We start from the raw sequence: 26,456 nt of genomic DNA on the forward strand, positions 1-26,456 counted from the left end.
ATAACAACTGCAACTGTGACTTATTATTGATTGTATTCCTTCACCGCATCAATAAACGCTTTTGCGTGATCCACAGGAATATTTGGTAAAATTCCGTGACCTAAATTCACGATGTATTTGTCTTTTCCAAATTCGTCAATCATTTCGTGTACCATTTTCTTGATAACTGGAATTGGAGATAACAATCTAGATGGATCAAAATTTCCTTGTAATGTGATGTTTCCACCGGACAAGTATCGTGCATTTCTTGGAGAACAAGTCCAATCTACACCAAGTGCTGAAGCTCTACTTTTTCCCATTTCATTTAATGCAAACCAACATCCTTTTCCGAAAACTATAACTGGTGTATGATCGGCCAAAGCCTCGATGATTTGGTTGATGTATTTCCAAGAGAATTCTTGGTAATCCACTGGAGACAACATTCCGCCCCAAGAGTCAAAAATTTGAACGGCATTTACGCCCGCTTTTACTTTCTCTTTTAGGTATGCAATAGTAGTATCGGTAATTTTTTGTAATAAAACATGCGCTGCTTCTGGATGTTGGAAACAAAATCCTTTGGCCATATCAAAACTTTTAGACCCTTTTCCTTCCACTGCATAACACATAATTGTCCAAGGTGAACCTGCGAAACCAATTAATGGTACCTCATCGTTCAGCATTTCTTTGGTCAATTTAATCGCGTCAAAAACGTAACCTAAAGTTTCATTAACATCTGGAACGATTACTTTCTCCACATCCTGAATCGTACGAATTGGATTTGGTAAATACGGACCAAAATTAGGTTTCATCTCCACATCAATTCCCATAGCTTGTGGAATTACTAATATATCCGAAAACAAAATCGCAGCATCCGGCGCAATTCTACGTATTGGTTGTACGGTAATTTCAGCCGCTAATTCTGGCGTTTGACAACGAGTGAAAAAATCATATTTATCGCGTAATGCAATGAATTCCGGCAAATATCTTCCCGCTTGACGCATCATCCAAACTGGTGGACGTTGTACCGTTTCTCCTTTTAGTGCTCTTAAAAATAGGTCGTTCTTAATCATGTATTTAGATTTTAGCAGATTGCTAGATGCTTTCCGTTTTATAATATTCAATCACTTCCTCAATCACCTCTTCAATAGTTGGTGTTTTGGCAATTACAATGTTTTTAATTTTTTTTGTTTCTAATGCCGATGCTGTAGTAGTGCCGATGCAAAAACAAACTTCATTCTTGATTTTATTATTTGTCAGATAACTTTCAACGCCAGATGGGCTAAAAAACAGAATTCCGTCAAATTTTTCTTGGTCGGATATTTTGAAAGGCGCCAACTTGGTTTGATACACTTCGATTTCGTTAAAAGTTATTCCGGCGCTTTTTAATGCTTCTGGCAACGTTTCTTTGCGCAAATTTCCGCTCAAAAAAGTGTAGCTTTCCTTATTATAAATCAGGGTAATGATTTCGGCTAATTCAGATGCATAATCCAAATAAACATCTACTGTAAAGCCATGAGACTCCAATAATTCCTTGGTTTTTATACCAACACAAAAAACAGGTTTCGTTTTTAAAACTTCCCAACCGTTTTGTTCAATCAAACTTAAAACCGCATTTTGACTGCTAAAAATTAAGTTGTTGTTGATTGTTTTCAGTTCAAAAAGGTTGTTTTTAATTTCGATAAAATCTTGTTCTAAAAGATCAAAATTAGCATCCAGAAATACTTGTCTTTGTTCTGCCGACAATGTTTTGGTGGATAAAATACTTGTTTGACTCATTACTTCTTCAAATTATTTTTAATTTCCGTCATCAATTCTGCTCCGCCATTTTGTAGAATTTCTTTGGCACAGTAAAAGCCTAATTTCTTCCATTCTTGCATCGGAACGGTTTTTTCGACTTCAATTTTTTGTTTTCCATCCAATGAAAAAAGAACGCCTTTGAACACAATATCATCTTCTACAAAAACTGCTAAAGCACCAATTGGTGCCGTACAGCCACCTTCGAGTGTTTTTAAAAACTGTCTTTCAATATGGGTACAAACTTCGGTATCAATATCGTTGAGTTCGTTTAGCGCTTGTCTGCAAAATTCATCATTTGCCATTGCCACAACAACCATAGCACCTTGAGCTGGCGCTGGAATCATCCAATCCAAATCGATATAATTAGAAGGTTTCAAGTTGATTCGTTCTAATCCTGCTGCTGCAAAAACGGCTCCGTTCCAATCGCTTTCCTGTAATTTCTGCATTCTCGTATTGACGTTTCCACGCAAATCAACAACTTTATGATTGGGATATTTGTTTAACCATTGTGCCTGACGACGCAAACTTCCTGTGGCAATTGTTCCTGCTCCAGTAAGAAAATCAAGGTTTCCTTTGTGTACTAAAATGTCTAATGTATTGGCTCTTTCTAAAACTGCCGCCTGAACAATTCCTATTGGCAAAGCCGTAGGAACATCTTTCATGGAATGAACTGCAATATCAACATCACCATTTATCATAGCGATATCCAGTGTTTTAGTAAAAATTCCTGTGATTCCTAATTCGTAAAGTGGTTTGTCGAGAATGATATCTCCTTGTGATTTTACCGCAATAATTTCGGTTTTATGGCCTAAATCATTTAGTTTTTTTTCGACGGTGTGGGCTTGCCAAAGCGCGAGTTCGCTATCGCGAGTTCCTATGCGTATCGTTTTGCTCATTATTTTGTAATAGCTCCTATTTTGAAAACTTTCTCAATCCACTCTATGCTTTCGTCTACCATAGTATCGTCCTCTTTCAAATGATTGGCAAAGTGAGTCGTTATTTTTTGGATAATCCTGTTACTGATTATTTCGGCTTGTTCCTCATTGAAATTTGAAATTTTCTTACTTTGGAAATCCAATTCGGAGATTTTTATCGCATTCAATTTTGCTTTCAATGCGTTGATTGTCGGCGCAAATTTTCTGCCTTTGGTCCAAGTAATAAATTCTTCTTTGATTTCTTCAATAATTGCCTCAGCAGCCGGGATGTGTTTTTTTCTATTTTCTAAAGTTTCGTCTGTTAGTTGTGACAAATAATCCATGTGAATCAAGGTAACACCATCAATTTCTTCCACATTTTCATGCACATTTTTCGGAATCGATAAATCCAAAATCAACATTGGTTTTTTCAAATTCAGAATTGCCTTGTCAATGGTTGGATTTTGTGCGCCGGTGGCTACCACAACAACATCTGCTTTTTGTAGTTCAAGGTGTAATTCTGAGTAATCTTTTACGATTAGATTCAATTTTCCGGCTAATTTCTCTGCTTTTTCTTTGGTTCTATTAATTAGCGTAATATGTTCATTTTTTGTATGTTTTACTAAATTTTCACATGTATTTCTGCCTATTTTTCCGGTACCAAACAAGAGAATATTTTTGTTTCCAATGTCTTCTACGTTCTTGAAAATATATTGAACCGCAGCAAAAGAAACCGAAGTAGCGCCAGAACTAATTTCCGTATCTGTTTTTATTTTTTTACTGGCTTGAATAACAGCATTCACTAATCGTTCCATAAAAGCATTTGCTAAACCTAATGCTTTTGATTGTGAAAAGGAATTTCTTATTTGTGCGATAATTTCAAAATCACCAAGAATCTGACTGTCTAAACCAGTTCCTACACGAAACAAGTGACTAATCGCTTCTTGATTTTTATAGACAAAGCCTACCTTTTGAAATGCTTCAACAGAGCCTTGACTATTCTCGCAAATTAATTTGATTAATTGAAATGGATGTTCTGCATACCCGTAAATTTCAGTACGGTTGCAGGTAGAAGTGACTATTAAACTCTCTATTCCTTCATTCTTAGCTTGTTCTAATAAACGCGTTTTTGCAGCAGCATCTAAACTAAACTTACCTCTAATCTCAGCATCTGCTTTTTTATAGCTCAATCCAACTGCGTAAAAATAGTGATGCTTTGATGTGTTATTGTTTTCCATATTTGCACTTTTCCAGAAAGTGGAACAAAATTATCACTATAGTATTTATAAAAGTAACGCTAGAAGTTCTTTTTGTATCGCTAAGTGATTTTTTGTTTCCAATTGCTTATTTTATAGTAAAAAATTCTATTTTTGTAGTGAAATCAAGTTGTTTGAATTGCTTTATTTAGAGTTGTTCTAAATAAAAAGGTTTGATAAGTATCATTTTCATATTAAAAAAATATCGCTATGGGTTCTCAGGAAATTATAAAAATTGAGGATGATTTTACGCTCATTCGCTTTCAAAATGATAGTGTTGATGCCTTTAATGCACAACGTGAAGTAGGTAGCGGATTAATTCAGTTTCACTTCGGAATCAAAGGGAAAGCCAAGTTTATTTTTAACCAAGGTAACTATGCTTTGGAACTAAAAGAGGAGAAATCATTGCTTTTGTACAATCCACAAAAAGAGTTGCCCTTAAATTTGGAATTAGCACCAAATTCCTGGGTAATATCCGTAATAATTTCTATCAAAAAATTTCATGCTTTATTTTCAACAGAAGCGGATTATATTACTTTTTTGAGTGCTGATAATAAGGACAAGAAATATTATAACGAAGGAAACATCAGCCCTTCGATGGCAATTGTTTTGTCGCAATTGTTTCACTACAGCCTACATCCGTCAATAAAAAACCTCTATTATAAAGGAAAAGGATACGAATTATTGAGTTTGTATTTCAATAGAACCGAAGACCCAAACGCAGAACAATGTCCGTTTTTAATAGATGAAGACAATGTAATGAAGATTAGAAAAGCCAAAGAAATCATCATTGCCAATATGGCTGAACCGCCTGGACTACAAGAATTAGCCGATGAAATAGGTTTAAATTTAAAGAAACTCAAAATGGGTTTTAAACAAATTTATGGCGATACGGTTTATGGTTTTCTATTTGACTACAAAATGGATTTTGCCCGAAAATTACTCGACAGTGGTTCCTACAACGTAAATGAAGTAGGATTGAAAATTGGCTACAGCACAGGAAGTCATTTTATAGCGGCATTCAAAAAGAAATTTGCCACTACGCCCAAAAAATATTTGATGTCAATAAACCCAAATATGTCGTAAACAATTGATTTCTTATATTAAACAATAAATAAAAAATAGTTAATCGCAATTTATAAAAAAGTAAGTTTAATTACTTTTGTAATAACAAAAAAAGACAACATGAAAGGTGTATTATTAGTAAATCTTGGTTCCCCAGAAAGTCCAACTCCTAAAGACGTTAAACCGTATTTAGATGAATTTTTAATGGACAAATACGTGATTGATGTTCCATTTTTGTTGCGCGCATTATTAGTACGTGGAATCATTTTGCAAACACGACCAAAAAAATCAGCTGCCGCTTACGCAAAAATATGGTGGGATGAAGGATCTCCGCTAGTAGTAATTTCAAAAAGAATGCACGAAAAAGTTCAAAAATTAGTAGATGTACCCGTTGCACTAGCGATGCGTTACGGCAATCCGTCTTTATTATCTGGTTTACAAGAATTACATGATAAAGGTGTGACCGAAGTGATGCTTTTTCCATTGTATCCACAACACGCCATGGCATCTACGACTACAATATTAGAACTGGCTGAAGAGCACCGTAAAAAGTATTTCCCAGAAATGAAATTTACGATTGTTCCAGCTTTTTATAACAAACCTCATTATTTACAAAACCTGGCCGATTCTATCAAAGGACATTTAGAAGGTTTTGATTACGATCATTTGTTATTCTCGTACCACGGAATTCCAGAGCGTCACATTCGCAAAACAGATATTACCAAATCACATTGCAAAATAGACGGTTCTTGTTGCAACACGCCATCACCGGCGCATGAGTTTTGTTACCGTCACCAATGTTATGAAACCACCAAACAAGTGGTTAAACTACTCGGTATTCCAGAAGGAAAGTACAGCCAGACCTTTCAATCCCGCTTGGCAGGAGACAAATGGTTAACCCCTTACACGGATGTTGAAGTAAACAAAATGCCCGAAAAAGGAATTAAAAATCTTGCTGTTGTAACGCCTGCATTTGTATCGGATTGTTTAGAAACATTAGAAGAAATTGCCATGGAAGCCAACGAAGAATTTTTGCACCACGGTGGCGAAAAATTTATGGCAATTCCTTGCTTAAATGACAGCGATGACTGGTGTAAAACCGTGAGTAACTGGATTTCAAATTGGTCAAATGCCTCTTCTTCCATTAAAGTTGATGCTGACAAAATCACAGCATAAATGGCCGTTACCGCCGATGAATTAGGAAGTCAAGACATCAAAAAACTCTTGATTAAACAAGCTGTTCCGTCTTCTATTGGGATTTTATTCATGTCGGTTAATATTTTAATCGACACCATATTTGTTGGTCAATGGATTGGTTCATTGGCCATTGCGGCGGTAACCGTAGTTTTGCCCATCACCTTTTTGATTTCTTCTTTAGGAATGGCAATTGGTGTGGGCGGAGGTTCTGTACTTTCCAGAGCATTAGGAGCCAATCATAAGGAAAAAGCATTGCATACCTTTGGCAATCAAATCATGATGACGTTCTTATTAGCGTCTGTTTTTGTGGTATTTGGGCTTATATTCAGTGACGAAATGCTGATGCTTTTTGGTGCAAAAGGCGCCATAATGCTACCTGCCAAAGAATTTTTTATTCCCATAATTATTAGTGTTCCTTTTTTAGCACTTTGCATGATGGGCAACAATGTGATTCGTGCAGAAGGCAAAGCCAAGTTTGCCATGGTCGCCATGATTATTCCCGCATTTGTAAATATTGCACTGGATATTCTCTTTATCAAATACTTAGATTTAGGAATGTTGGGCGCTGCTTTGGCAACAGCCATATCTTATTTTACCTGCTTCTTGTTTGTGCTTTGGTTTTTTGTTTTCAAGAGTGAACTAAAACTAAAAATGAAGCATTTTACATTTAAAACACCCATTGTCAAAGAAATCTCTGAACTGAGTTTCGTGACTTTCTCCAGACAAGGAGTCGTGAGTATTTTAGCGATAATCCTAAATCATACTTTGTACACGTACGGCGGCGAACATTCCGTTGCTATATATGGAATTATCAGCCGAATGCTGATGTTTGCCTTGTTTCCAATTTTGGGAATTACGCAGGGATTTCTACCCATTGCTGGTTTTAATTACGGAGCGGGAAATTATTCAAGAGTCAAAGAAAGTGTAGCGGTTTCAATAAAATACGCCGCCATTTTAGCTTCGTTGATTTTTGTGGTTATTCTAATTTTTGCCAAACCTATTGTTGCCATTTTTACAACTGATCCACTCGTAATTGACCAAACTCCAGAAGCATTGCGTTGGGTTTTTGCAGCTTCACCAATCATAGCGATACAATTAATTGGAGCAGCCTATTTTCAAGCGGCGGGAAAGGCAAAAAAAGCATTGCTTTTGACATTGAGTAAACAAGGATTTTTCCTAATTCCGTTAGTACTGCTTCTACCAAATTTTTTAGGTATTTTTGGAGTGTGGATTGCATTCCCAATTGCCGATGTTTTATCAACAATACTCACGGCATATTTTTTAAAAAAAGAAATGAACACGAAAACTGATTCAAACTAACAATGGAATACTATAATTACCTTAAATCCTTACACCTCATCTTTGTAATCACATGGTTTGCAGGATTATTTTACATTGTACGCTTATTTGTGTACCAAATTGAAGCGGCTCAAAAACCGTCACCAGAGAAAGAAATTCTTCAAAAACAATATAAAATAATGACGTATCGTTTGTGGTACATTATCACTTGGCCATCAGCAGTTTTGGCCAGTATTTTTGCTTTTTGGATGCTGTTTTTTACAGATTTAGGACGCGCCTGGTTGCAAATGCCTTGGATGCATGTAAAACTTGGCTTTGTATTTGTGTTGTACTTGTATCATGCAAAATGCCATCAAATATTCAAGCAGTTGCAAAATGACGAAGAGAAATACTCCACTAATTTTATGCGTTTGTGGAATGAAGGAGCAACAATAATCCTTTTTGCAGTAGTTTTTTTAGTAATTTTAAAAAATGCGGTCAACTGGATTTATGGAGTAATTGGAATATTCCTTTTTTCCATTTTAATCATGCTTGGATTTAAATTTTACAAAAGAATTAGAGAAAGAAATCAATCTTAATATGTTCAAAAGCTTCAAAATAGCAATGCTTTCGCTACGAATAAGGATTTTCCTTTCCATGATTGTAGTGATAATAATGGCTTCTGTTTTATTAGCTTCCATTTCTATTATTCAATTTAAAAATGAAGCCAAAGAATATCACCAAGAACGGTTGGAACGTAATGAAAATGCCGTAAAAGAACACATCAACTATGTGCTTTCAACCACGACATACCCGCTAAATTCTGGAAATTTGGATTTAATCTTTAAAGATAAAATTCACGAATTAGCCCACATTCATAACATCGAAATCAACATTTACAGCCTTGACGGAAAACTATTGAAATCCTCCAAGGAATCATTTTCTGTTGATAAAGTAGCCCCGCCAATTCCCAAATATATTTTAAAACTAGTTCGTTCCTCTATCGAAAAAAGGTACGTAGAGATTAAAACTATTGATGGCAAAAAGAATCGTTCTGCTTTCAGTCAAATAAAAGACGATAAATTCAAACCGCTAGGAATACTAAACCTGCCTTATGTAGAAGACGATGGATATTATGAAAACGAACTGAAAAGCTTTCTGATTCGATTAGGACAAGTATATTCCTTTATGCTTATTGTCGCTTTTGCACTTGCTTACTTCCTCTCTTCTTACATCACTAAATCATTGAAAACAATCTCAGATAAGTTAAGCGAAACGAGTTTGAACCAAAAAAATGAGAAAATTGTTCTGGAGGCCAACAGCAAGGAAATAAACTTACTGATTAAAGCATACAATGCAATGGTGGATGAACTCGAGAAAAGTGCCATCAAACTAGCACAAAGCGAACGTGAAGAAGCTTGGCGCGAAATGGCCAAACAGGTGGCGCATGAAATCAAGAATCCGCTTACGCCAATGCGATTAACAGTGCAGAGTTTTCAGCGAAAATTTGATCCGACTGATCCCAATGTAAAGCAGAAAATGAATGACTATTCCGAAACTTTAATCCAGCAAATTGATACAATGAGCGCGGTAGCTTCGGCTTTTTCGAATTTTGCATCAATGCCGGCACAACAAAATGAAACCTTAAACGTGGTGGAAGTAGTAGAACTTGCCATGGATATTTTCAACGAAGAATACATTCAATTCCAAAGTGATTCTCCCGAAATTATTTCGAAAATTGACCGAACTCAACTCATTCGAATCATCACAAATTTAGCAAAGAATGCCATTCAGTCCATTCCGGAACAGCAGGAAAACAAGTCCATTATTGTATCAGTAAAAAAAGAACAAAACAACGTTTTAATTACTGTTGCCGATAACGGAATTGGCATTCAGCCCAAGGACATCGACCGTATATTCGAACCAAAATTCACCACAAAAAGCAGCGGAATGGGTCTTGGTCTCGGTATTATAAAAAACATTATCGAAAATTATAAAGGAACGATTACCTTTGAAACTGAATTTGGAAAAGGAACTACTTTTATTGTCTCACTCCCAATAATTAACTCTTAAAATTACAATTATGAATTACGAAAACATTTTAATTGCAACTGAAAACAACATCGCAACGATTACTATTAATCGTCCTACAAAACTAAACGCTTTGAATGTTGCAACCATTTCTGATTTGAACAAAGCCTTCAAAACATTAGGGAAAAATGATGAAATTCGTGCTATTATTCTAACTGGAAGTGGTGAAAAAGCTTTTGTGGCCGGAGCTGATATTTCTGAATTTGCTAATTTTTCGATTGAAGAAGGAACGCAATTGGCGACAGAAGGACAAGAGAAATTATTTGATTTTATAGAGAACTTAAAAACTCCGGTAATTGCAGCGGTCAATGGTTTTGCATTGGGTGGCGGATTAGAACTGGCGATGGCGTGTCATTTTAGAATCGCTTCGGAAAATGCAAAAATGGGATTGCCTGAAGTTTCATTGGGCGTAATTCCAGGTTACGGAGGAACACAACGTTTGCCACAATTGATAGGAAAAGGACGCGCGATGGAAATGATTATGACAGCAGGAATGGTAACAGCACAAGACGCTTACAGAACCGGACTAGTAAATCACGTAGTTCCAGAAGCCGAACTTTTAGACTACTGCGTGAACCTTGCAAACAAAATAATCAAGAATTCTCCTTACGCCATTGGCAAAGCCATAAAAGCAGTCAATGCTAATTTCAAAGAAGGAAAAAACGGCTATGAAACCGAAATAAAAGCCTTTGGAAAATGCTTTGGAACCGAAGATTTTAAAGAAGGAACAACAGCTTTCTTGGAGAAAAGAAAAGCGGTATTTACTGGGAAATAATAACAAAAGAGAGCCACAGTGGTTCTCTTTTTAGTTTATAAGTGATTATCCTTTAAAATAATCTTTCCTTAAAAAGAGATTGTTTGGCTTACAACACTTAATTTTACAGACCCGTTTCGGAATATAACACCATCTAAAATTAAACTTATGTCCTTCCAACCTGTATTTGTACTTTTCTGGGAAAAGGTAAAAGAAAGTATAGAAAACCATACGTACGCCAAACTAACACTTGCCAAAACCATTGGTGATACGGAACTGAAAAATATTTATGTGCGTCCCGTTTTACTGGAGAATGACGTATTTAGTCTTTCGGTTACGGCACGTTACAAAACCGAAGAAATAGAAAGTTTCCATTCCCTTGACGAAGCCTTTATTATATTGGCTCCGTATATGAACAACCCGTTTTTGACCGCTTTATTGTTTACAACAGAAAATGACATCACCTTTAAACTCAATAAAAAAAGAGTGGGAAGCATTATTGAACAGGCTCCAACTTTTAAAAATGCTTCGGATGTGATTTTGGAAATGAAAGAAAAAGGAATTTAAAATAAGTTTGCAGTATTCAGTGGTTGGACTCACGATTTGTGCTAGAATAACTTTAATTATAGTATTCTATTTTTCGCTCAGCAACTAACGATGGTTCTCCTTCTTTAGTACCTTCCAGATACATATTGCATTTTATCCAGTTATTATGATTGTCGTATTCATAACTATAATAGCGTATTTTTTCTGTAAGTGTTTGTTGTGGAGAGTTTGGTATAAACTCTTTCTCAATAATATCGCCCTGTTCATTATAGGTCTTTACAAACCTTTTAGTAGGATTTGACATTTCACCTGGTCCGGTAACATAACATTTTACCTTTTCTACATAATCTTTAGTTGGGTGATAGCTGTATTCTTCACTAGCAACTACTTTCCCGCAACCATACATCGTGACTTGCGTGATACGACCCAATTGATCATAAGCATACTTTAATTGTAAATCATCACAAAAACCACACTCTGTACCCATATCTGAATAAGATCTTTCTTTTTCTTTTGCGTATAAACCTTCGATTATTTTCTGGTTTATTACTTGGCCTTTGTTATTATAAGTAAAGAGTTTTCGGCAAAATAAATCTTCTTTTTTTTGAATCGTATCTTGTATAATTTCTGCAAACCTAAACACTTTGTATTCTTGTTCTTCTTTTATTCTTCCTAATTCATCATACAGATAGATATATAGATATTTAGTCAATTCCTGCCATATTTTACCGCCTATTTTTCTTGTTTTTTTTTCAATTAATGTTCGATTCAATTTCACTAATAAACTATAATTCTGTACAGGAAAATATTGTTTTGATACTGTTTTATACTTGCTTTTTTTTGCCCAGTCTTTATCATCATATACATAATCATCAGTTCTTTTATAATTGATGTTAGTGATAAAGGTGTCTCTTACAAAACCTCCATTACATAGCTCTGTTTTTATCCTGCCATATTTATCTATATTTAGATAGATAAAGTTTCGAATATCGTTATCTAAAATAACACGATCTTTATCCGAATCAGACAAACTTTGTTTAAGGTTACACATTTTAAAATAGACCGTTTTTACAGAATCTTTTAAATTTTTTCCGCTATATACGCTCTGTTTTTCTGACCATAAACCACTGTATTTCTGATTGTTTTGGGCATTTATAGTAATTGAAAAGAATACTGCAACAAAGAACAAAAATTTAAAAAAAGTTTTCATAAATGATATTTATTTTTTTATGGGAAATATAGCACTATTTGGTTTGTTATTGCATATCCCAAACTTATTTTTACCCCCTGAAATCGTTAATCAGCAATCAAGAAACATCTGAAATCTAAAATCGTTAATCCGCAATCAAAAATCCTATTTCTCCCCCTCCCATTCCGCATAAAACTGCGCCAGAAATCCTTCCATATAACGGTGTCTTTCTTGCGCAATTTGTTTTCCGGTCTGTGTATTCATCTTGTCTTTCAAAAGCAATAACTTCTCGTAAAAATGATTGAGCGTTGGAGAATCATTCTTCTTGTATTCTTCCTTGGTCATACTGGAATTTGGAGCGATTTTAGGGTCGTAAAGCGCTCTATTTTTAAATCCACCATAATTGAACGTTCTGGCGATTCCAATGGCGCCAATCGCATCTAAACGATCTGCATCCTGCACCACATCTAATTCTATGGATGAGAATTTCTTTTCGAAATTACCTCCTTTGTATGAGATGTTTTCAATGATATTTACCACATGAGCGATGATTTCTTCGTCAACATTTTCTGATTCTAAAAATTCACGCGCTATTCTTGGTCCAACGGTTTCATCACCATCATGAAACTTACTGTCGGCAACATCATGAAGCAAAGCCCCAAGTTTTACAACAGTGGCATCACAAACTTCATTTTTTGAAATCAGAACAGCATTTTTATAAACTCTTTCGATATGAAACCAGTCGTGTCCGCCTTCGGCATTTTCTAGTTTTTCTTTTACAAAAAGAATCGTTTTACTTATTAAATCAGGGTTTGTCATTGTTTATTTTATTTTAAAAAAAATGTTGAATTTCAAAGTTCTCCAACTTCAAAATTCAACATTTTTATTCTTTATTTAGAACTCAAAAATCTATCTTACTAAAGCTGGCTCTACCCATTTGAAGATGTGTGATTCTTGTGGAATTACTAATCTTTCTGAAATTCTTGCCATTCTTGCCGGTAATTTCATCAAGTAATCACGGGCTTTTTCTGCTTCATCAGTCAAACCGGAAATTTTGTCAATTTCCCATTTGTCAATTAATTTTTGCATGATATCCACATAATCCGCTGCAGTATAAACCCCAATTCGTTGTGCCGAATCAGAAAACTGTTCGAAAGCAGTACTGATTTTTTCACCGGATTCTCTCAAGAAATGCGCTGGCATAACGATTTTTGCTTTCATCATGTATTGAAACGCAAGCATCATTTCACTTGGATCAACTTGAAAAATACGGTTTACAAATTCGCTGTACGCATGATGATGACGCATCTCGTCACCAGCAATCATTTTACACATTTTAGACAATTTGTTGTCGCCATATTTCTTAGCCATTTGCGCTACTCTGTTGTGAGACACATACGTTGCTAATTCTTGGAAACTGGTGTACACAAAGTTTTTGTATGGATCTCTTCCGGTTCCAATATCAAAACCGTCGTTAATAAGGTGTTGCGTTGTCATTTCTACTTCGCGCATATTCACACGACCTGATAAATATAAATATTTGTTCAGTAAATCACCATGACGATTTTCCTCTCCAGTCCATTGTCTGATCCATTTAGACCAGCCATTACGCTCTACATTATCAATTCCGTCTACGTCCATTAACCAGGATTCGTAAGTTGGTAAAGCTTCCTCAGTAATCGTATCACCTACTAAAGTTACCCAGAAATCATACGGTAATTCTTTTGCAATTTCACGTAATTCTTTGACCTCATCAAAAAAAGTATCGCTTTGGGAATTAGGCAAAAAATCTGTTGGCTGCCATATTTTTTCCACTGGAATTAAATACTGATCGACAAAGCTGTCTACGTTTTTTTCCAAAAACTGCATTACTTCTAATCGAATGTTTTTTATTGACATTATATATAAATTAAATTTTTATTCCTTGAACAACTGCTGTTTCTGTTTTTTCCATCAGATCAGCAAAATCATAATCTTTAACCGCTAACGGTTTATGTACTACAAAGGTAAGGCGATTTCCTAAACCTAAAGGGAAAAACCCGTATTTAACTATTTTCCAAGAATTGTTTATACTTACTGGAACTACGTATGCCGAGGGCGCATACTTACATAAAATTTTCAAACCACTTTGCGCAAACTCTTTTGGTTTACCAGTCTTGCTTCGTGTTCCTTCCGGAAAAATAACTGCGGAACGGTTGTTTTTTTCAATATATTCAGACAATCCTTTGATGGCCGGAATGGCTTGTTTGGGATCTTTACGATCAATAAGAACAGAGCCTCCATGACGTAAATTAAACGATACACTTGGGATGCCTTTTCCTAATTCTTTCTTACTAACAAATTTACAATGAAATCGGCGAAAAAACCAAATCATAGCAATAATATCATACATACTTTGATGATTAGACACAAAAATCAGAGGGACATTTTTTGGAATGCTTTCTATGTTTTCAAATTTGTACGTTGTTCCCAAAAGATTCGTGCATCTCAATAAGAAAAAATTCAAATAGTCGACACTTTTTTTATGGGCTTGATAACCAAAAACATTGAAGCAAACCCACTGAATTGGATGAAAAATAACCAATGTAAGACCGAAACATAAATAATAAATTACGGAAATGGGATACGAAATTAGTTTTTGCATGCTTTAAAAATTTGCCACAAAAGTAAGAAATATATTTTTAGCGGTATTTAAATCCGAAACAATATACAGGCTCAACGTTTAATCGTAACTTTGCCAGTCAAAATCTAAGAATTTTTTCTATTAAAATGAACTTCACTTACCCAAAAAACGAAAAGCTAAAAAGCAAAATAACTATTGGATTATTGTTTACCGAAGGGAAATCAGTATCTAAATATCCGTTGCGATTGGTGTATAAAGCCGGTTCTTTCAGCGAAGGAGAAAAAATAAAAATGGGTGTTTCGGTTTCCAAAAAGAATTTTAAGAAAGCCGTAGACCGCAATTATTTCAAACGAGTGTTGCGCGAAACCTATCGTCTGAACAAACACCTATTGATTGACAATCTGGACCAACCGTATTCCTTTATGTTTTTTTACCAAACGAAAGACCGATTGACATATGAGCAAATTAATACTAAAACCATTCAATTGTTTGAGAAGTTTATTGCTCAAAATATTAAAAAACCAGAGTCAGAAAGTGATTCTAATTCTGAAATTTAAAAATTTGACGTATTCAATTAAACAAAGTTGTGTTTAGATTTAGTCCTACACAATTATTTGGTGATTTATTCTTATTTTAGTGGCCTCAAATTTAGTTAATTAAACCTATGAACTTCTTCAAAAAAAAATTCATAATCCCTGTTGTCGCTTCGGCATTTCTGTTCATTGGTGCTAGTTTCAAAGACGATTTTTTTGAAATCGCCAAGCAAATCGAGATATTCACGACTCTTTTCAAGGAATTGAACCGAAATTATGTTGATGAAACAAATCCAGGAGAATTAATGGATAAGGCTATCAAAGGAATGTTAGCCAGTTTAGATCCTTATACTGTTTATTTCAACGAGCAAGACGTGGTACGTTTTAAGATTAACAACACTGGAGAATATACTGGAATAGGTGCTTTACTGACTCGGAAAGAAGATAAATTAATCGTTAAGGAAGCCTATAAAAACTTCCCTGCGGATAAAGCAGGTCTTAAAGCGGGTGACGAAATTACTCAAATAGGAGATGTTTTGTTATCTGACTTCAAAGAAGATGCTTCACAGCTTCTTAAAGGCGCAAAAAACACTAAGATTGACATCAAATACATCCGACAAGGAAAGACAAGCACTACACAAATTGTTCTTGACGAAGTCGAAATTAAATCAGTTCCCTTTTTTGCAAAAATAGACGACAAAACCGGATACATTGTTTTGTCTCATTTTAACAAAAAAGCGTCATTCGAAACCAAAGAAGCATTGGAACAATTAAAAAAAGACGGTGCTGAACGCATCATATTAGACGTAAGAGACAATCCAGGAGGACTCTTGAATGAAGCAGTGAATATTTGTAATTTATTCGTTCCTAAAAATGAAATTATTGTTACAACAAAATCAAAAATTGAGAAACACAACAGCACGTACAAAACAACCAAAGATCCTGTAGACACTGAAATTCCTTTGATTATTCTTGTCAATGGTCGTAGTGCTTCTGCCTCAGAAATTGTGGCTGGTGCCTTGCAGGATTTAGATCGTGCGGTGGTGGTAGGAAGCCGTAGTTTTGGAAAAGGACTAGTACAAAGACCGGTAGATTTAACCTTTGGAACACAATTGAAAGTAACTATTTCTCGCTATTACACGCCTTCCGGAAGGTGTATTCAAGCTCTGGATTATTCTCGAAAAGACACCAATGGAAAAGCTCTAAAAACCGAGGAGAAAAACTATAATGCCTTTAAAACTCGAAAAGGAAGAACGGTTTATGATGGTGGCGGTATTCAGCCTGACGTGGAACTGGAAGAAGCAAAATCAAGTCCAATAACGGATGCTTTGATAAAAAATGACGGGATTTTTAATTACGTAACGAGTTATTATTATAAAAATCCCGATTTAGGGAATCGTATCCCTACCATTACTGATGCTGATTTTCTGGATTTTAAACAGTTTTTAAAAGTGCAAAAATTCTCTTTTGATACTGAAACAGAACTCGCTTTGAAGAATACTTTGGCTGTAGCCAAAAAAGAAAAACTAGAAGAATCCATCCTTGTAGAATACCAACAATTACTTACTGCACTTCAAAAAAGTGAGAATGCTTTATTGGATAAAAACCAAAAAGAAATTAAAAATTTAATATTAGATGAAATCATTAAACGCTATCAATACCAAGAAGGATTGTACCAATATTACATAAAAAACAATTCGGAAATTATGAAAGCAGTAAACATTTTGAACAATAACTCTGTGTACAAGACTATTTTAAAAATATAATGAAGAACTTATTTAGTCTGCTGTTTTTGCTGTTTTTTAGTTATTTATCTGCTCAAATTAAAACCGCAGAAACCGTTTATTTTGAATTCGACAAATACAACCTTTACAATCACCAAATACAAACTATTGTCGATTTTATAAAAAGAATAGATACTACAAAAGTCGAATCTATACAAATTTATGGGTATTGTGATGATAGAGGTAATAATGATTACAACTACAAATTATCAAATGATAGAGTAAAAACAGTTCAAGATATCCTGACCTCTAATGGCTTTAATAAAAACAAAATTGTTATTATCGAAGGTAAAGGTCGGGTGATTTTAAAAAATGATGCGTTCGAAGATTTAACAGAAACCCGTTCTAAAAATAGGCGTGTAGACTTATTCATCGTTAAGAAAAACAGTTTCGGAAAAGGAATTTATAACTCTTTTCAGGACCACCACAAAGTCGGAGACCGCGTGTACTTAGTAAACATCTTATTTCCATTGGGAAGCAGTAAATTAACGGAACAATCCAAACTGGAATTAGACAAAATTTCAAAAATTCTTCAACAACAAAAAAACTTAGAATTCGAGATTAAAGGACACGTATGTTGCACTCCAAGCTATTACAACGATGCGATAGACAAAGACACAGGCGAAAGAAAACTTTCATCGAATCGTGCCAAAAGTGTATACAAATACCTCATGTCTAAAGGGATAAGTAGCCTTAGAATGAAATACATAGGATGTGGAAACAAATTTCCTACGGGTTTGGGAGAAGCACTCGATCGCCGCGTAGAGTTTCTTATTGTGAAAACTTAATTACTCTCTTTTCATTTCAATATGCGGAATATCATCTTCTAAATACATTTCGCTGGTTTGAACAAATCCGTGGCTTTCATAGAATTTTTTTAGATACAACTGTGCTCCAATGGTGATTTTGCTTTCGCCAAAATGCAATGCGATTCCAGCAATTGATTCTCGCATTAAATCATGTCCCCATTTTTTATCGCGATAATCTGCAGCAACGGTTACCCTACCGATGGAAGCATAATTAAAACTAATACCTGGTTTAAATAATCTAGAATGTGCCACAATTTTACCATCAAACTCACCTATAAGGTGTAGTGCCACTTTATCTTTCCCATCAAGATCAAGATAAACACAATTTTGCTCCACTACGAAGATCTCACTTCTTAATCGTAATAAATCATATAGCTCGTGAACCGTTAGTGCGTCAAACGCCTTAATTTTCCATTGTAACATCATGCCTATTTTTTATTTTTTGTATCGTACAAATAAAAGAAAATAAAAATTATCTTTTCAATACATTTACTGATTTTATAATCGATTCCAGTTCATGCATAAGATCCCGTTTTTCTTTAGATGGTGCATAACAAAATCCTTCTAAAACCAGAATTCGATTGTATTGTGGGTCGATAATGGCATAATTAATAAAAGGACCCGACATGAAATCATTGTTTAATTCCCAAGTCCCCTTGGTTTCAAAAGTTTCTTTTTCATCAAGAGTAATCTTAGAAAGATACGGCGCATAAGCCTCTTCGGTAATCATATTCGTATCAGGTTCCGTTCCACTGATGTATAATTTCCCAATAGAATCCCTCATTTTGACAATACTCATGATTAAATCACCCTCTTTTTTTATCGTATTTAAAGGAACTTGATAAATTAAAAGACTAGTGTTCCCGCCAATAATTTCCTTTTTTAACCACATAAAATTACTTTTATGTAGCACATAAGCATAACCGGTAGGGACTTGTAATGTGATGTGAAATTTGTTCGATATTACGGCAGGGTCAAGATGGGATTGACTATTGATTTTCTGGCTTTCAGCTATTTCTGCCTCCTTGATTAATTGAATCATTTTGGGCGCATTTTTTTCAATGCTTGCTATAATGTCGGCGCTTGTTTTACCGGAAATATGAAATACATTCTGAGGCGATGCATATTGATCTTTAACGATCTCAAATTTGTTTATTTCGCCTTTCTTTACCACAATAATAGCTCTGGTATCAGTCATAAAACCTTCCAAAAGCTTAACTGGGTATTGGTTTATGTTGAACAGTGGCTCTTCTTGCGGCAATCCAATTACGGGAGATGCAAACTTGTTTCGAATGCTGTCTCCTACATCACCATTCCACAACTGATCGTCAATTATAACCGAAATAGTATTGATTTTCCCCGAAGTTTTTCGCGGCAGAGATTCATTTTCCTTTTTACAGGAAAACAACATCAAAGAAATCAGAAGAAATAAAAAATGGGCTTTATTCATTGTATTCAATTATAAAATAAAACCCAAATTTATAGAAGTTTATCGTATTATCCGTTTATTTTTAACTTCATTCCGGGCTTGAGTTCTTCACTGCGAATACCGTTCCATTTTTTTAAGTCGGAAATGGTTACTCCTGGATATTTTTTAGAAATACTATACAAGGAATCTCCTTTTTTCACATAATAATCAAAGGCTTCTTTCTTAGAAGACTCAGGACTATTTGATTTTTTCTTAAAAGAACTTACCGTTGCTTTATTGGTATTAATCGCAATTTCATCTTTGGCCACTATTAACGTAGCTCCTATTCCAATTGTATTATCCTGTAAATTATTCCATTGTTTTAAATCAGTCAATGAAGCACCAAATTTCTTAGCAATATTTCCTAAATTGTCTCCTTGTACCACCACATATTCAATGTCTTTTCGCTCTGTAGTTCCTGCTAATTCTTCTTTACGATCTAAGTCTTTTTTTGCAACTTGCAATGAAGCTCCTACTTGTACATTGTCATTTGAAAGGTGATTCCATTCTTGGATTTCGGCAACGGTAACATCATATTTCTTAGCGATATTACCTAAATTATCTCCTTTTTGAACCACATAAAGTGTCGTTGTATTAGAAACTGGCATTTCTGATTGTGGCGTTTTTTTAGTTTTCTCCTCTTTATTAATTTTTACTTCAGAAGCCACAAGTCTTTGATTGCTTGATATTTTATTTGAAAGTAACGGCTCTATTTTAGCTTCTTTATTAACTGTTGTCCCATCAGTTCCAATCACTATTTTTAAGCTTTTACCATACGCCAAAGTATTGCCTTTCAGTTTATTCCATTTTTTTATATCGGCAACAGCCACATCATATTTACTAGCAATTGCACTCAGATTATCTCCGCGTTTTACCTTATAATACATTGCTTTGGGAAGTGTAACCTTTTGAATCGTATAATTAGCAGTATCCTTTACAGCCATTGCTTTTTCGATCTGGAAAGGCCTTTCTCGTTTGTTTAATTCATATTGAGTGTAGGCATAAATCTGCTCTTCATTAGACGCAAAAACAGCTATTTTATCTTGTGGTAATCTCAAATAATGATTTTGATCATGGTAAAACGGAATCACATTTAGCTTATAGGACGGATTTAAAACCTGCAATTGCGCCACCGGAACATCTAACAAATCAGATATTTGCTTGAACGTCATTTGCTTTTTGATCATAATCGTATCAGTCTCAAAATGTTTTACTGATGCCCTGTTAGGAACAATTCCGTGTTCTTTGTGGTACTCATATATGTACATTGTAGCAAGAAAAGCGGGTACATATCCTTGAGTTTCTTTTGGAAGATTTTTTCTGATGTTCCAATAATTTTGTTGCCCTCCTGACCGTCTAATTGCTTTTGCAACATTCCCCGGGCCAGAATTATAAGACGCTAAAACCAAATCCCAATCGCCAAAAATTTTGTACATATTTGTCATGTATTGCGCCGCAGCTTCACTGGCTTTCAAGGGGTCGCTTCGTTCATCAACATACGAATCTATTTTCAAACCATATTGTTTTCCAGTTTGATACATAAACTGCCAAAGTCCTGTGGCACCCATTTTAGAAACTGCTTTTGGATTCAAAGCCGATTCTACAATAGCCAAATATTTTATCTCCAATGGAACATTTTGTTTGGCTAAAGCTTCTTCAAAAAGAGGAAAATAATATTCTGAAGTACCCATCAAGCGTTCAAAAGATTTCTTTCTGTTTTTTAGAAATGATTTAATGATGTTTTCCAGACCTTGATTATATTCGATATTGAAAGGAGATTTAGCATCCATTGCTGCTAATCTTTCTTTCAAAAGAGCCGTAGGCAATTCATAATCTACTATTTGATCCATATTAATGTTCTTAATATCATCCGATAGGTTGTTGTATAGATCTAGGTTTGTTAATTCTTTCATCCACAAACTGTCAACACAAGATGCTAAGTCATCTTTTATGAAGGTTTTTTTAATAGAATCTAAGTAGGATAATTTTGTTTCTACCTTTACAACGTCTTTATTCACAACTGTTTCTTGCGAAAATAAATGTACGGATGCTAGTAGAAAAAACGATAAGGTGGTATTTTTTATATTCATATTTTTACGATCAAAGACCTATATTTCAAATGATTACAAAGCTTGTTTTTACAAACTTAATAGGTTTAAACTAAAAATTTCTATAAATATTGTTAAAAATGCAATATTCCAATCATTTGTAAAGAATTTTCAGTGGTTTTGGAGGTAAAAAACGCTTTAAAAAATCAATAGTTTAAATTTAAATCAAAAAAACCTTAGCGGTATATCCTATCGCTAAGGTTTTCATGGAATTTTGGTACCAATTTATAACTTGAAATAACAAATTAAATCGGTTTATAATTGTTTAGCAATACTATAAGTATTAATCCAAAATGGCAGCTATTCCAGGCAATGTTCTCCCTTCAAGCATTTCAAGCATAGCGCCACCACCTGTTGATACATAACTCATTTTATTTTCTAGACCAAATTGTTTTACCGCTGCTACTGAATCTCCTCCACCTACAAGTGAAAACGCTCCATTTGCAGTAGATTCAGCGATGAAGTTACCCAAAGCGATTGTTCCGTTAGCAAAACTTTCCATTTCAAACACACCCAACGGTCCGTTCCAAAGGATTGTTTTAGATTCCATAATTACTTTTTTGAAGTTTTCCAAAGATTTTGGTCCAGCATCCAATCCTTGCCATCCATCAGGAATTTCTTTTACATCCACAATTTGAGTATTTGCAGTATTCGAAAAATCATCTGCCGCAACAACATCAACAGGAATGTGAATTTGAACTCCTTTTTCCTTAGCCAATCTTAAGATTTCCAATGCCAATTCTTGTTTGTCATCTTCACAAATAGAATCTCCAATTTTACCTCCTAATGCTTTCACGAAAGTAAATGTCATTCCGCCACCAATAATCATGTGGTCTACTTTATCTAAAATATTTTCGATAACTGTAATTTTTGAAGACACTTTAGAGCCACCAAGAACTGCTGTCACCGGTTTTTCACTGTTTTTCAAAACTTTATTCAAGCTTTCAATTTCTTTAGCCAATAATAACCCGAAACATTTCTCTGTTGGGAAAAACTGAGCTATAATTGTCGTTGAAGCGTGCGCTCTATGTGCTGTTCCAAAAGCATCATTTACATAAATGTCACCAAGTGACGCTAATTCTTTTGCAAAAGCAACATCTCCAGCTTCTTCTTCGTCATGAAAACGTAGATTTTCTAATAATAAAACTTCTCCAGCTTGTAATTTTTCAGCAGCACTTTTAGCCTCTGAACCAACACAGTTTGAAGCGAACTGAACTGGCACTCCAAGCACTTCTGAAGTTGTTTTCAAGATATGTTTCAATGAATATTTTTCTTCAACACCTTTTGGTCTGCCTAAATGTGACATCAAAATTACGCTTCCGCCTTGAGCAAGAATAGCTTCAATAGTCGGTTTTGCCGCTTCAATACGAGTGGCATCTGTTACATTGAAATTTTCGTCCAAAGGCACATTAAAATCAACACGTATTATTGCTTTTTTAGAGGCAAAGTCAAAATCGTTTAAAGTTTTCATTAGTCTGTTTTTTAGTTTATTTTTCGTCAAATAAGAACAAATATAGAACTTTTAAATTATTAATAAATTAGGAAAAAGCATCTAAACTAAATTTTAAGCAACGAAATCGATGTAAATCAATAAATAATGTTGCTTTTTAATGCTTTATGTGTATTTTATTTCAAATTAAAGACAAATCAAATTTAAAAATAAAAGACCTCTTCTACTCTTTTTAGTAATCCTACCAAAAAGGAAACTTTGCATCCTAAAATTTTAGACTAAACCATTTTCTGCTATCTTTGCTTCATGCAATTTTCACAAATTTTAGGACAAGAACACATTAAAAGTCATTTGACAAGAAGTGCTGATTTGGGTAGAATTCCACATGCACAACTGTTTGTTGGTCCTGAAGGAAGCGGTACTTTACCTATGGCAATTGCGTATGCGCAATACATTATTTGCAGCAATCAAAACGCAGAGAACTCGAGTTCTAACGAAGCTTGTAACATCAAATTCCAGAAAACTTCGCATCCTGATTTACATTTTATTTATCCAACCGTAAGTACCGAAGATGTAAAAACGAAACCAAAAAGTATCGATTTTATCGCGGAATGGAGAGAATTTTTAACTCAAAATCCGTACGGAAGTTTGTTTGATTGGTACCAAATGTTAGGTGTAAAAAACAAACAAGGAGAAATTAGGGTCGATGATGCCCAGGAAATTTTGAAATCACTTGCGTTGAAATCCTACGAAGGCGGCTACAAAGTAATGATCATTTGGATGGCCGATAAATTGAACATTGCCGCTTCCAATAAATTATTAAAATTACTCGAAGAACCTACAGACAGAACGGTTTTTATCCTGATTTCAGAAAATGAAGAAGATATTATCCAAACCATTCGCTCTCGATGTCAAGTACTGCATTTTAACGGATTAAGCGAGACTATTATTGCAGAAGCCTTAGTTTCAAGAGAAAATACGGAGCCTAAAGAAGCTTTAAAAATAGCACATCAAGCACAAGGAAATTATAACAAAGCATTGCAATTATTACAACCAGATAGCGAATCCGTTTTTTTTGAAAAATGGTTTGTAGATTGGGTTCGTGCGGCTTTTAGAGCCAAAGGAAATGCCGCTGCAATTCAAGATTTGATTCAATGGAGCGAACAAATTGCTGGTTTAGGGAGAGAAACCCAAAAGAAGTTTTTGCATTTTTGTATTGATATGTTCCGTCAAGCCTTGTTGCTCAATTACCAAACGGAAAGCTTGGTTTACATGGAGCCAAAAGTAGAAAAATTCAAATTGGAGAATTTTGCCCCTTTCGTGAATGGCAACAACATCAATGCTATTTTCAAAGAACTTTCGGATGCTATGTATCACATTGAACGCAATGGAAACGCAAAAATTATTTTAACCGATTTATCTATAAAGCTCACCCGTTTAATTCATAAAAAATAAGAAAATGAACAACATTACTTCGATTTTAATTTTAATTTTTCTGGCCATTACATTCCTACAATCTGGGTATGACAAACTGTTTTATTGGAAAGACAATGTGGACTGGTTAAAAGGCCACTTTGCTAAAACGCCTTTAAAAAACCAAGTGCCATTAGCCTTGCTTAACATTTTAATATTAGAATTAATCTCCGGTATTCTATGTGTGGTGGGTTGTATTGAACTATTCATCAATAATGGTAGAATATTCGGTTTTTACGGAGCTGTTTTCTCTTGTATCACTTTATTGATGTTGCTTTTCGGACAACGATTGGCCAAAGATTATGATGGCGCAAGAACCATAGTTATCTATTTTATCCCTGCGATATTAGCGGTTTATTGGTTAAACTAAAAAATAGATTATTATTTAAAAACAACAATTTCCTTTTTACATAAAAAATATGACTCCAAAAAATCCTTCTGAATCCTTGACGACACTAACTGATTTAGTTTTACCAAGTGAGACCAATCCTTTGAACAATCTTTTTGGTGGTGAATTATTAGCCCGTATGGATCGTGCGGCCAGCATAGCAGCAAGAAGACATTCTCGTAGAATTGTAGTAACAGCTTCCGTAAATCACGTTGCATTTAACAGGGCAATACCTTTAGGAAGCGTGGTTACGGTCGAAGCCAAAGTTTCCCGAGCTTTCAAAAGTTCGATGGAAATATACATAGACATCTGGGTAGAGGATAGAGAATCTGGTAATAAAACCAAAGCCAATGAAGCCATTTACACTTTTGTGGCAGTGGATGATACCGGCAGACCCGTTGAAGTGCCCCAAATAGTTCCAGAAACTGAGCTAGAAAAACAACGTTTTGAAGCCGCATTGCGTCGCAAGCAACTTAGTTTGGTTTTGGCCGGAAAAATGAATCCACATGACGCAACCGAATTAAAAGCGTTGTTCATGTAGCCATAATTTCCCATGATATTTTTAATTTAAAATATTCTTGAAAGAGAAATTTTTAATTAAAAAAAGAAGTATTTTTACGAAAACAAATGTTCTTACACAATTGAAATTTTCAGGATTATTAGTCATCCTGTCAGTTTCTTAGAGATATAAAATAATACAAATAGATGAAAGAAAAGGTAAAAGAGAAGATGAGTACAGAAAAAGAATCAAAATTAAAAGCGCTACAACTTACGCTTGACAAGCTAGACAAAACGTACGGAAAAGGAACGGTGATGAAAATGGGAGATAAAGCCATTGAAGAAGTGGAAACTATCTCATCAGGATCTTTAGGAATCGATTTAGCCTTAGGCGTTGGTGGATATCCAAAAGGTAGAATTATTGAAATATACGGTCCAGAATCTTCTGGAAAAACAACTTTAACACTTCATGCGATTGCCGAAGCGCAAAAAGCGGGTGGAATTGCGGCTTTTATTGATGCCGAACACGCTTTTGATAGAAATTATGCAGAGAAATTAGGCGTAGATATCGAAAACTTGATCATATCGCAACCAGACAACGGAGAACAAGCATTAGAAATTGCCGAGAACTTAATTCGTTCAGGAGCAATAGATATTGTAGTAATTGACTCGGTTGCTGCTTTGACTCCAAAAAGTGAAATTGAAGGAGAAATGGGAGATTCTAAAATGGGTCTTCACGCTCGTTTGATGTCTCAGGCATTGCGTAAACTAACAGGAACGATTAGCAAAACAAATTGTACTGTTTTCTTTATCAACCAATTAAGAGAAAAAATTGGCGTTATGTTTGGAAATCCAGAAACTACAACTGGAGGAAATGCATTGAAGTTTTACGCTTCGGTTCGTTTAGATATTCGTCGGTCTACTCAAATTAAAGATGGCGATAACGTACTTGGAAACAGAACTAAAGTTAAAGTGGTGAAAAACAAAGTTGCTCCGCCTTTTAAAATTGCAGAATTTGACATCATGTACGGTGAAGGGGTTTCAAAAACTGGAGAGATTTTAGATCTTGCCGTAGAATTTGAAATCATCAAAAAAGCGGGATCTTGGTTCAGTTATGGTGAAACTAAATTAGGACAAGGTCGTGATGCTGTTAAGTCTTTGATAAAAGACAATCCGGAATTAGCAGATGAATTAGAAGAAAAAATAAAAGCTAAAATAAAAGAATTAGCAGAAGCATAAAAAACTAAAAAAACCGA

Annotated in this window: 26 protein-coding genes; 14 read left to right on the forward strand and 12 right to left on the reverse strand. The window is 34.8% G+C overall.

The window, feature by feature from the left end; all coding sequences use genetic code 11:
- Nucleotides 1–23: 23 nt before the first annotated feature.
- The 4 genes from hemE to hemA are packed head-to-tail and all read right to left on the reverse strand — an operon-like array spanning nucleotide 24 to nucleotide 3,928.
- The gene (gene hemE / locus V5J73_RS14385) at nucleotides 24–1,049 is read right to left on the reverse strand and encodes a uroporphyrinogen decarboxylase (RefSeq protein ID WP_338646676.1); all 1,026 of its coding nucleotides are present in this window, start codon (nucleotides 1,047–1,049) and stop codon (nucleotides 24–26) included.
- Between the two features lie 22 nt (nucleotides 1,050–1,071).
- Nucleotides 1,072–1,755 (reverse strand): uroporphyrinogen-III synthase, encoded by a 684-nt coding sequence (locus tag V5J73_RS14390; protein ID WP_338646677.1) that lies wholly within the window; start codon nucleotides 1,753–1,755, stop codon nucleotides 1,072–1,074.
- Complete coding sequence (hemC, locus tag V5J73_RS14395; protein WP_338648629.1) at nucleotides 1,755–2,675, reverse strand: hydroxymethylbilane synthase; 921 nt, start codon at nucleotides 2,673–2,675, stop codon at nucleotides 1,755–1,757. The genes V5J73_RS14390 and hemC overlap by 1 nt, the downstream gene beginning before the upstream one ends.
- A complete protein-coding gene (gene hemA, locus V5J73_RS14400) occupies nucleotides 2,672–3,928 on the reverse strand; it encodes a glutamyl-tRNA reductase (protein ID WP_338646678.1) in 1,257 nt (418 codons plus the stop codon). The genes hemC and hemA overlap by 4 nt, the downstream gene beginning before the upstream one ends.
- A 228-nt stretch (nucleotides 3,929–4,156) precedes the next feature.
- Between hemA and V5J73_RS14405 the strand changes: the two genes are divergently transcribed.
- From V5J73_RS14405 to V5J73_RS14435, 7 genes are all read left to right on the forward strand, one after another.
- The gene (locus V5J73_RS14405) at nucleotides 4,157–5,032 is read left to right on the forward strand and encodes a helix-turn-helix domain-containing protein (RefSeq protein ID WP_338646679.1); all 876 of its coding nucleotides are present in this window, start codon (nucleotides 4,157–4,159) and stop codon (nucleotides 5,030–5,032) included.
- Nucleotides 5,033–5,131: 99 nt separating this feature from the next.
- Nucleotides 5,132–6,187, forward strand: coding sequence for a ferrochelatase (gene hemH / locus V5J73_RS14410; RefSeq protein ID WP_338646680.1), 1,056 nt, complete (start codon nucleotides 5,132–5,134; stop codon nucleotides 6,185–6,187).
- The gene (locus V5J73_RS14415) at nucleotides 6,188–7,528 is read left to right on the forward strand and encodes an MATE family efflux transporter (protein ID WP_338646681.1); all 1,341 of its coding nucleotides are present in this window, start codon (nucleotides 6,188–6,190) and stop codon (nucleotides 7,526–7,528) included. It begins immediately after the preceding gene.
- A gap of 2 nt (nucleotides 7,529–7,530) precedes the next feature.
- Nucleotides 7,531–8,085, forward strand: coding sequence for a CopD family protein (locus V5J73_RS14420; protein WP_338646682.1), 555 nt, complete (start codon nucleotides 7,531–7,533; stop codon nucleotides 8,083–8,085).
- 1 nt (nucleotide 8,086) lies between these two features.
- Nucleotides 8,087–9,559: a sensor histidine kinase gene (locus tag V5J73_RS14425; protein ID WP_445236403.1), complete on the forward strand. Its 1,473-nt coding sequence runs from the start codon at nucleotides 8,087–8,089 to the stop codon at nucleotides 9,557–9,559.
- 10 nt (nucleotides 9,560–9,569) lie between these two features.
- On the forward strand, nucleotides 9,570–10,352 hold the full coding sequence (locus V5J73_RS14430; protein WP_338646683.1) for an enoyl-CoA hydratase/isomerase family protein: 783 nt from the start codon (nucleotides 9,570–9,572) through the stop codon (nucleotides 10,350–10,352).
- Nucleotides 10,353–10,499: 147 nt separating this feature from the next.
- Nucleotides 10,500–10,898 carry a hypothetical protein gene (locus tag V5J73_RS14435; protein WP_099713912.1) on the forward strand — a complete coding sequence of 133 codons (399 nt, stop codon included), beginning with the start codon at nucleotides 10,500–10,502 and terminating at the stop codon, nucleotides 10,896–10,898.
- 52 nt (nucleotides 10,899–10,950) lie between these two features.
- On the opposite strand, the gene V5J73_RS14440 is transcribed toward V5J73_RS14435, so the two are convergent.
- The 4 genes from V5J73_RS14440 to V5J73_RS14455 form a co-directional block, all read right to left on the reverse strand.
- On the reverse strand, nucleotides 10,951–12,087 hold the full coding sequence (locus V5J73_RS14440) for a hypothetical protein (protein WP_338646684.1): 1,137 nt from the start codon (nucleotides 12,085–12,087) through the stop codon (nucleotides 10,951–10,953).
- Between the two features lie 144 nt (nucleotides 12,088–12,231).
- Nucleotides 12,232–12,885 carry an HD domain-containing protein gene (locus tag V5J73_RS14445; protein WP_338646686.1) on the reverse strand — a complete coding sequence of 218 codons (654 nt, stop codon included), beginning with the start codon at nucleotides 12,883–12,885 and terminating at the stop codon, nucleotides 12,232–12,234.
- Between the two features lie 90 nt (nucleotides 12,886–12,975).
- Nucleotides 12,976–13,965 carry an acyl-ACP desaturase gene (locus V5J73_RS14450; protein WP_338646687.1) on the reverse strand — a complete coding sequence of 330 codons (990 nt, stop codon included), beginning with the start codon at nucleotides 13,963–13,965 and terminating at the stop codon, nucleotides 12,976–12,978.
- Nucleotides 13,966–13,975: 10 nt separating this feature from the next.
- Nucleotides 13,976–14,710, reverse strand: coding sequence for a lysophospholipid acyltransferase family protein (locus tag V5J73_RS14455; protein ID WP_338646688.1), 735 nt, complete (start codon nucleotides 14,708–14,710; stop codon nucleotides 13,976–13,978).
- A 125-nt stretch (nucleotides 14,711–14,835) separates the two neighbouring features.
- On the opposite strand from V5J73_RS14455, the gene rnpA reads away from it, so the two are divergent.
- From rnpA to V5J73_RS14470, 3 genes are all read left to right on the forward strand, one after another.
- Complete coding sequence (gene rnpA, locus V5J73_RS14460) at nucleotides 14,836–15,246, forward strand: ribonuclease P protein component (RefSeq protein WP_338646689.1); 411 nt, start codon at nucleotides 14,836–14,838, stop codon at nucleotides 15,244–15,246.
- Nucleotides 15,247–15,353: 107 nt separating this feature from the next.
- Nucleotides 15,354–16,988: a S41 family peptidase gene (locus V5J73_RS14465; RefSeq protein WP_338646690.1), complete on the forward strand. Its 1,635-nt coding sequence runs from the start codon at nucleotides 15,354–15,356 to the stop codon at nucleotides 16,986–16,988.
- Nucleotides 16,988–17,794, forward strand: coding sequence for an OmpA family protein (locus tag V5J73_RS14470; RefSeq protein ID WP_338646691.1), 807 nt, complete (start codon nucleotides 16,988–16,990; stop codon nucleotides 17,792–17,794). The genes V5J73_RS14465 and V5J73_RS14470 overlap by 1 nt, the downstream gene beginning before the upstream one ends.
- Here the strand turns inward: V5J73_RS14470 and V5J73_RS14475 are convergent, their stop codons facing one another.
- From V5J73_RS14475 to V5J73_RS14490, 4 genes are all read right to left on the reverse strand, one after another.
- Nucleotides 17,795–18,241: a GNAT family N-acetyltransferase gene (locus tag V5J73_RS14475; protein ID WP_338646692.1), complete on the reverse strand. Its 447-nt coding sequence runs from the start codon at nucleotides 18,239–18,241 to the stop codon at nucleotides 17,795–17,797. It lies immediately after the preceding gene.
- A 46-nt stretch (nucleotides 18,242–18,287) separates the two neighbouring features.
- Nucleotides 18,288–19,265: a DUF4837 family protein gene (locus V5J73_RS14480; RefSeq protein ID WP_338646694.1), complete on the reverse strand. Its 978-nt coding sequence runs from the start codon at nucleotides 19,263–19,265 to the stop codon at nucleotides 18,288–18,290.
- 47 nt (nucleotides 19,266–19,312) lie between these two features.
- Complete coding sequence (locus V5J73_RS14485; protein WP_338646696.1) at nucleotides 19,313–21,373, reverse strand: LysM peptidoglycan-binding domain-containing protein; 2,061 nt, start codon at nucleotides 21,371–21,373, stop codon at nucleotides 19,313–19,315.
- Nucleotides 21,374–21,674: 301 nt separating this feature from the next.
- A complete protein-coding gene (locus tag V5J73_RS14490) occupies nucleotides 21,675–22,862 on the reverse strand; it encodes a phosphoglycerate kinase (RefSeq protein ID WP_338646697.1) in 1,188 nt (395 codons plus the stop codon).
- 285 nt (nucleotides 22,863–23,147) lie between these two features.
- On the opposite strand from V5J73_RS14490, the gene V5J73_RS14495 reads away from it, so the two are divergent.
- The 4 genes from V5J73_RS14495 (at nucleotide 23,148) to recA (ending at nucleotide 26,439) form a co-directional block, all read left to right on the forward strand.
- Nucleotides 23,148–24,296: a DNA polymerase III subunit gene (locus V5J73_RS14495; RefSeq protein ID WP_338646698.1), complete on the forward strand. Its 1,149-nt coding sequence runs from the start codon at nucleotides 23,148–23,150 to the stop codon at nucleotides 24,294–24,296.
- Nucleotides 24,297–24,300: 4 nt separating this feature from the next.
- Nucleotides 24,301–24,684, forward strand: coding sequence for a DoxX family membrane protein (locus tag V5J73_RS14500; protein ID WP_338646699.1), 384 nt, complete (start codon nucleotides 24,301–24,303; stop codon nucleotides 24,682–24,684).
- A gap of 49 nt (nucleotides 24,685–24,733) precedes the next feature.
- Nucleotides 24,734–25,243 (forward strand): acyl-CoA thioesterase, encoded by a 510-nt coding sequence (locus V5J73_RS14505; protein ID WP_338646700.1) that lies wholly within the window; start codon nucleotides 24,734–24,736, stop codon nucleotides 25,241–25,243.
- A gap of 188 nt (nucleotides 25,244–25,431) precedes the next feature.
- Nucleotides 25,432–26,439, forward strand: a complete 1,008-nt coding sequence (gene recA, locus V5J73_RS14510; RefSeq protein WP_338648632.1) for a recombinase RecA — start codon at nucleotides 25,432–25,434, stop codon at nucleotides 26,437–26,439.
- Nucleotides 26,440–26,456: the final 17 nt, after the last annotated feature.

Origin of the sequence: Flavobacterium sp. KS-LB2 (assembly GCF_036895565.1) — a bacterium.
GTDB lineage: Bacteria > Bacteroidota > Bacteroidia > Flavobacteriales > Flavobacteriaceae > Flavobacterium.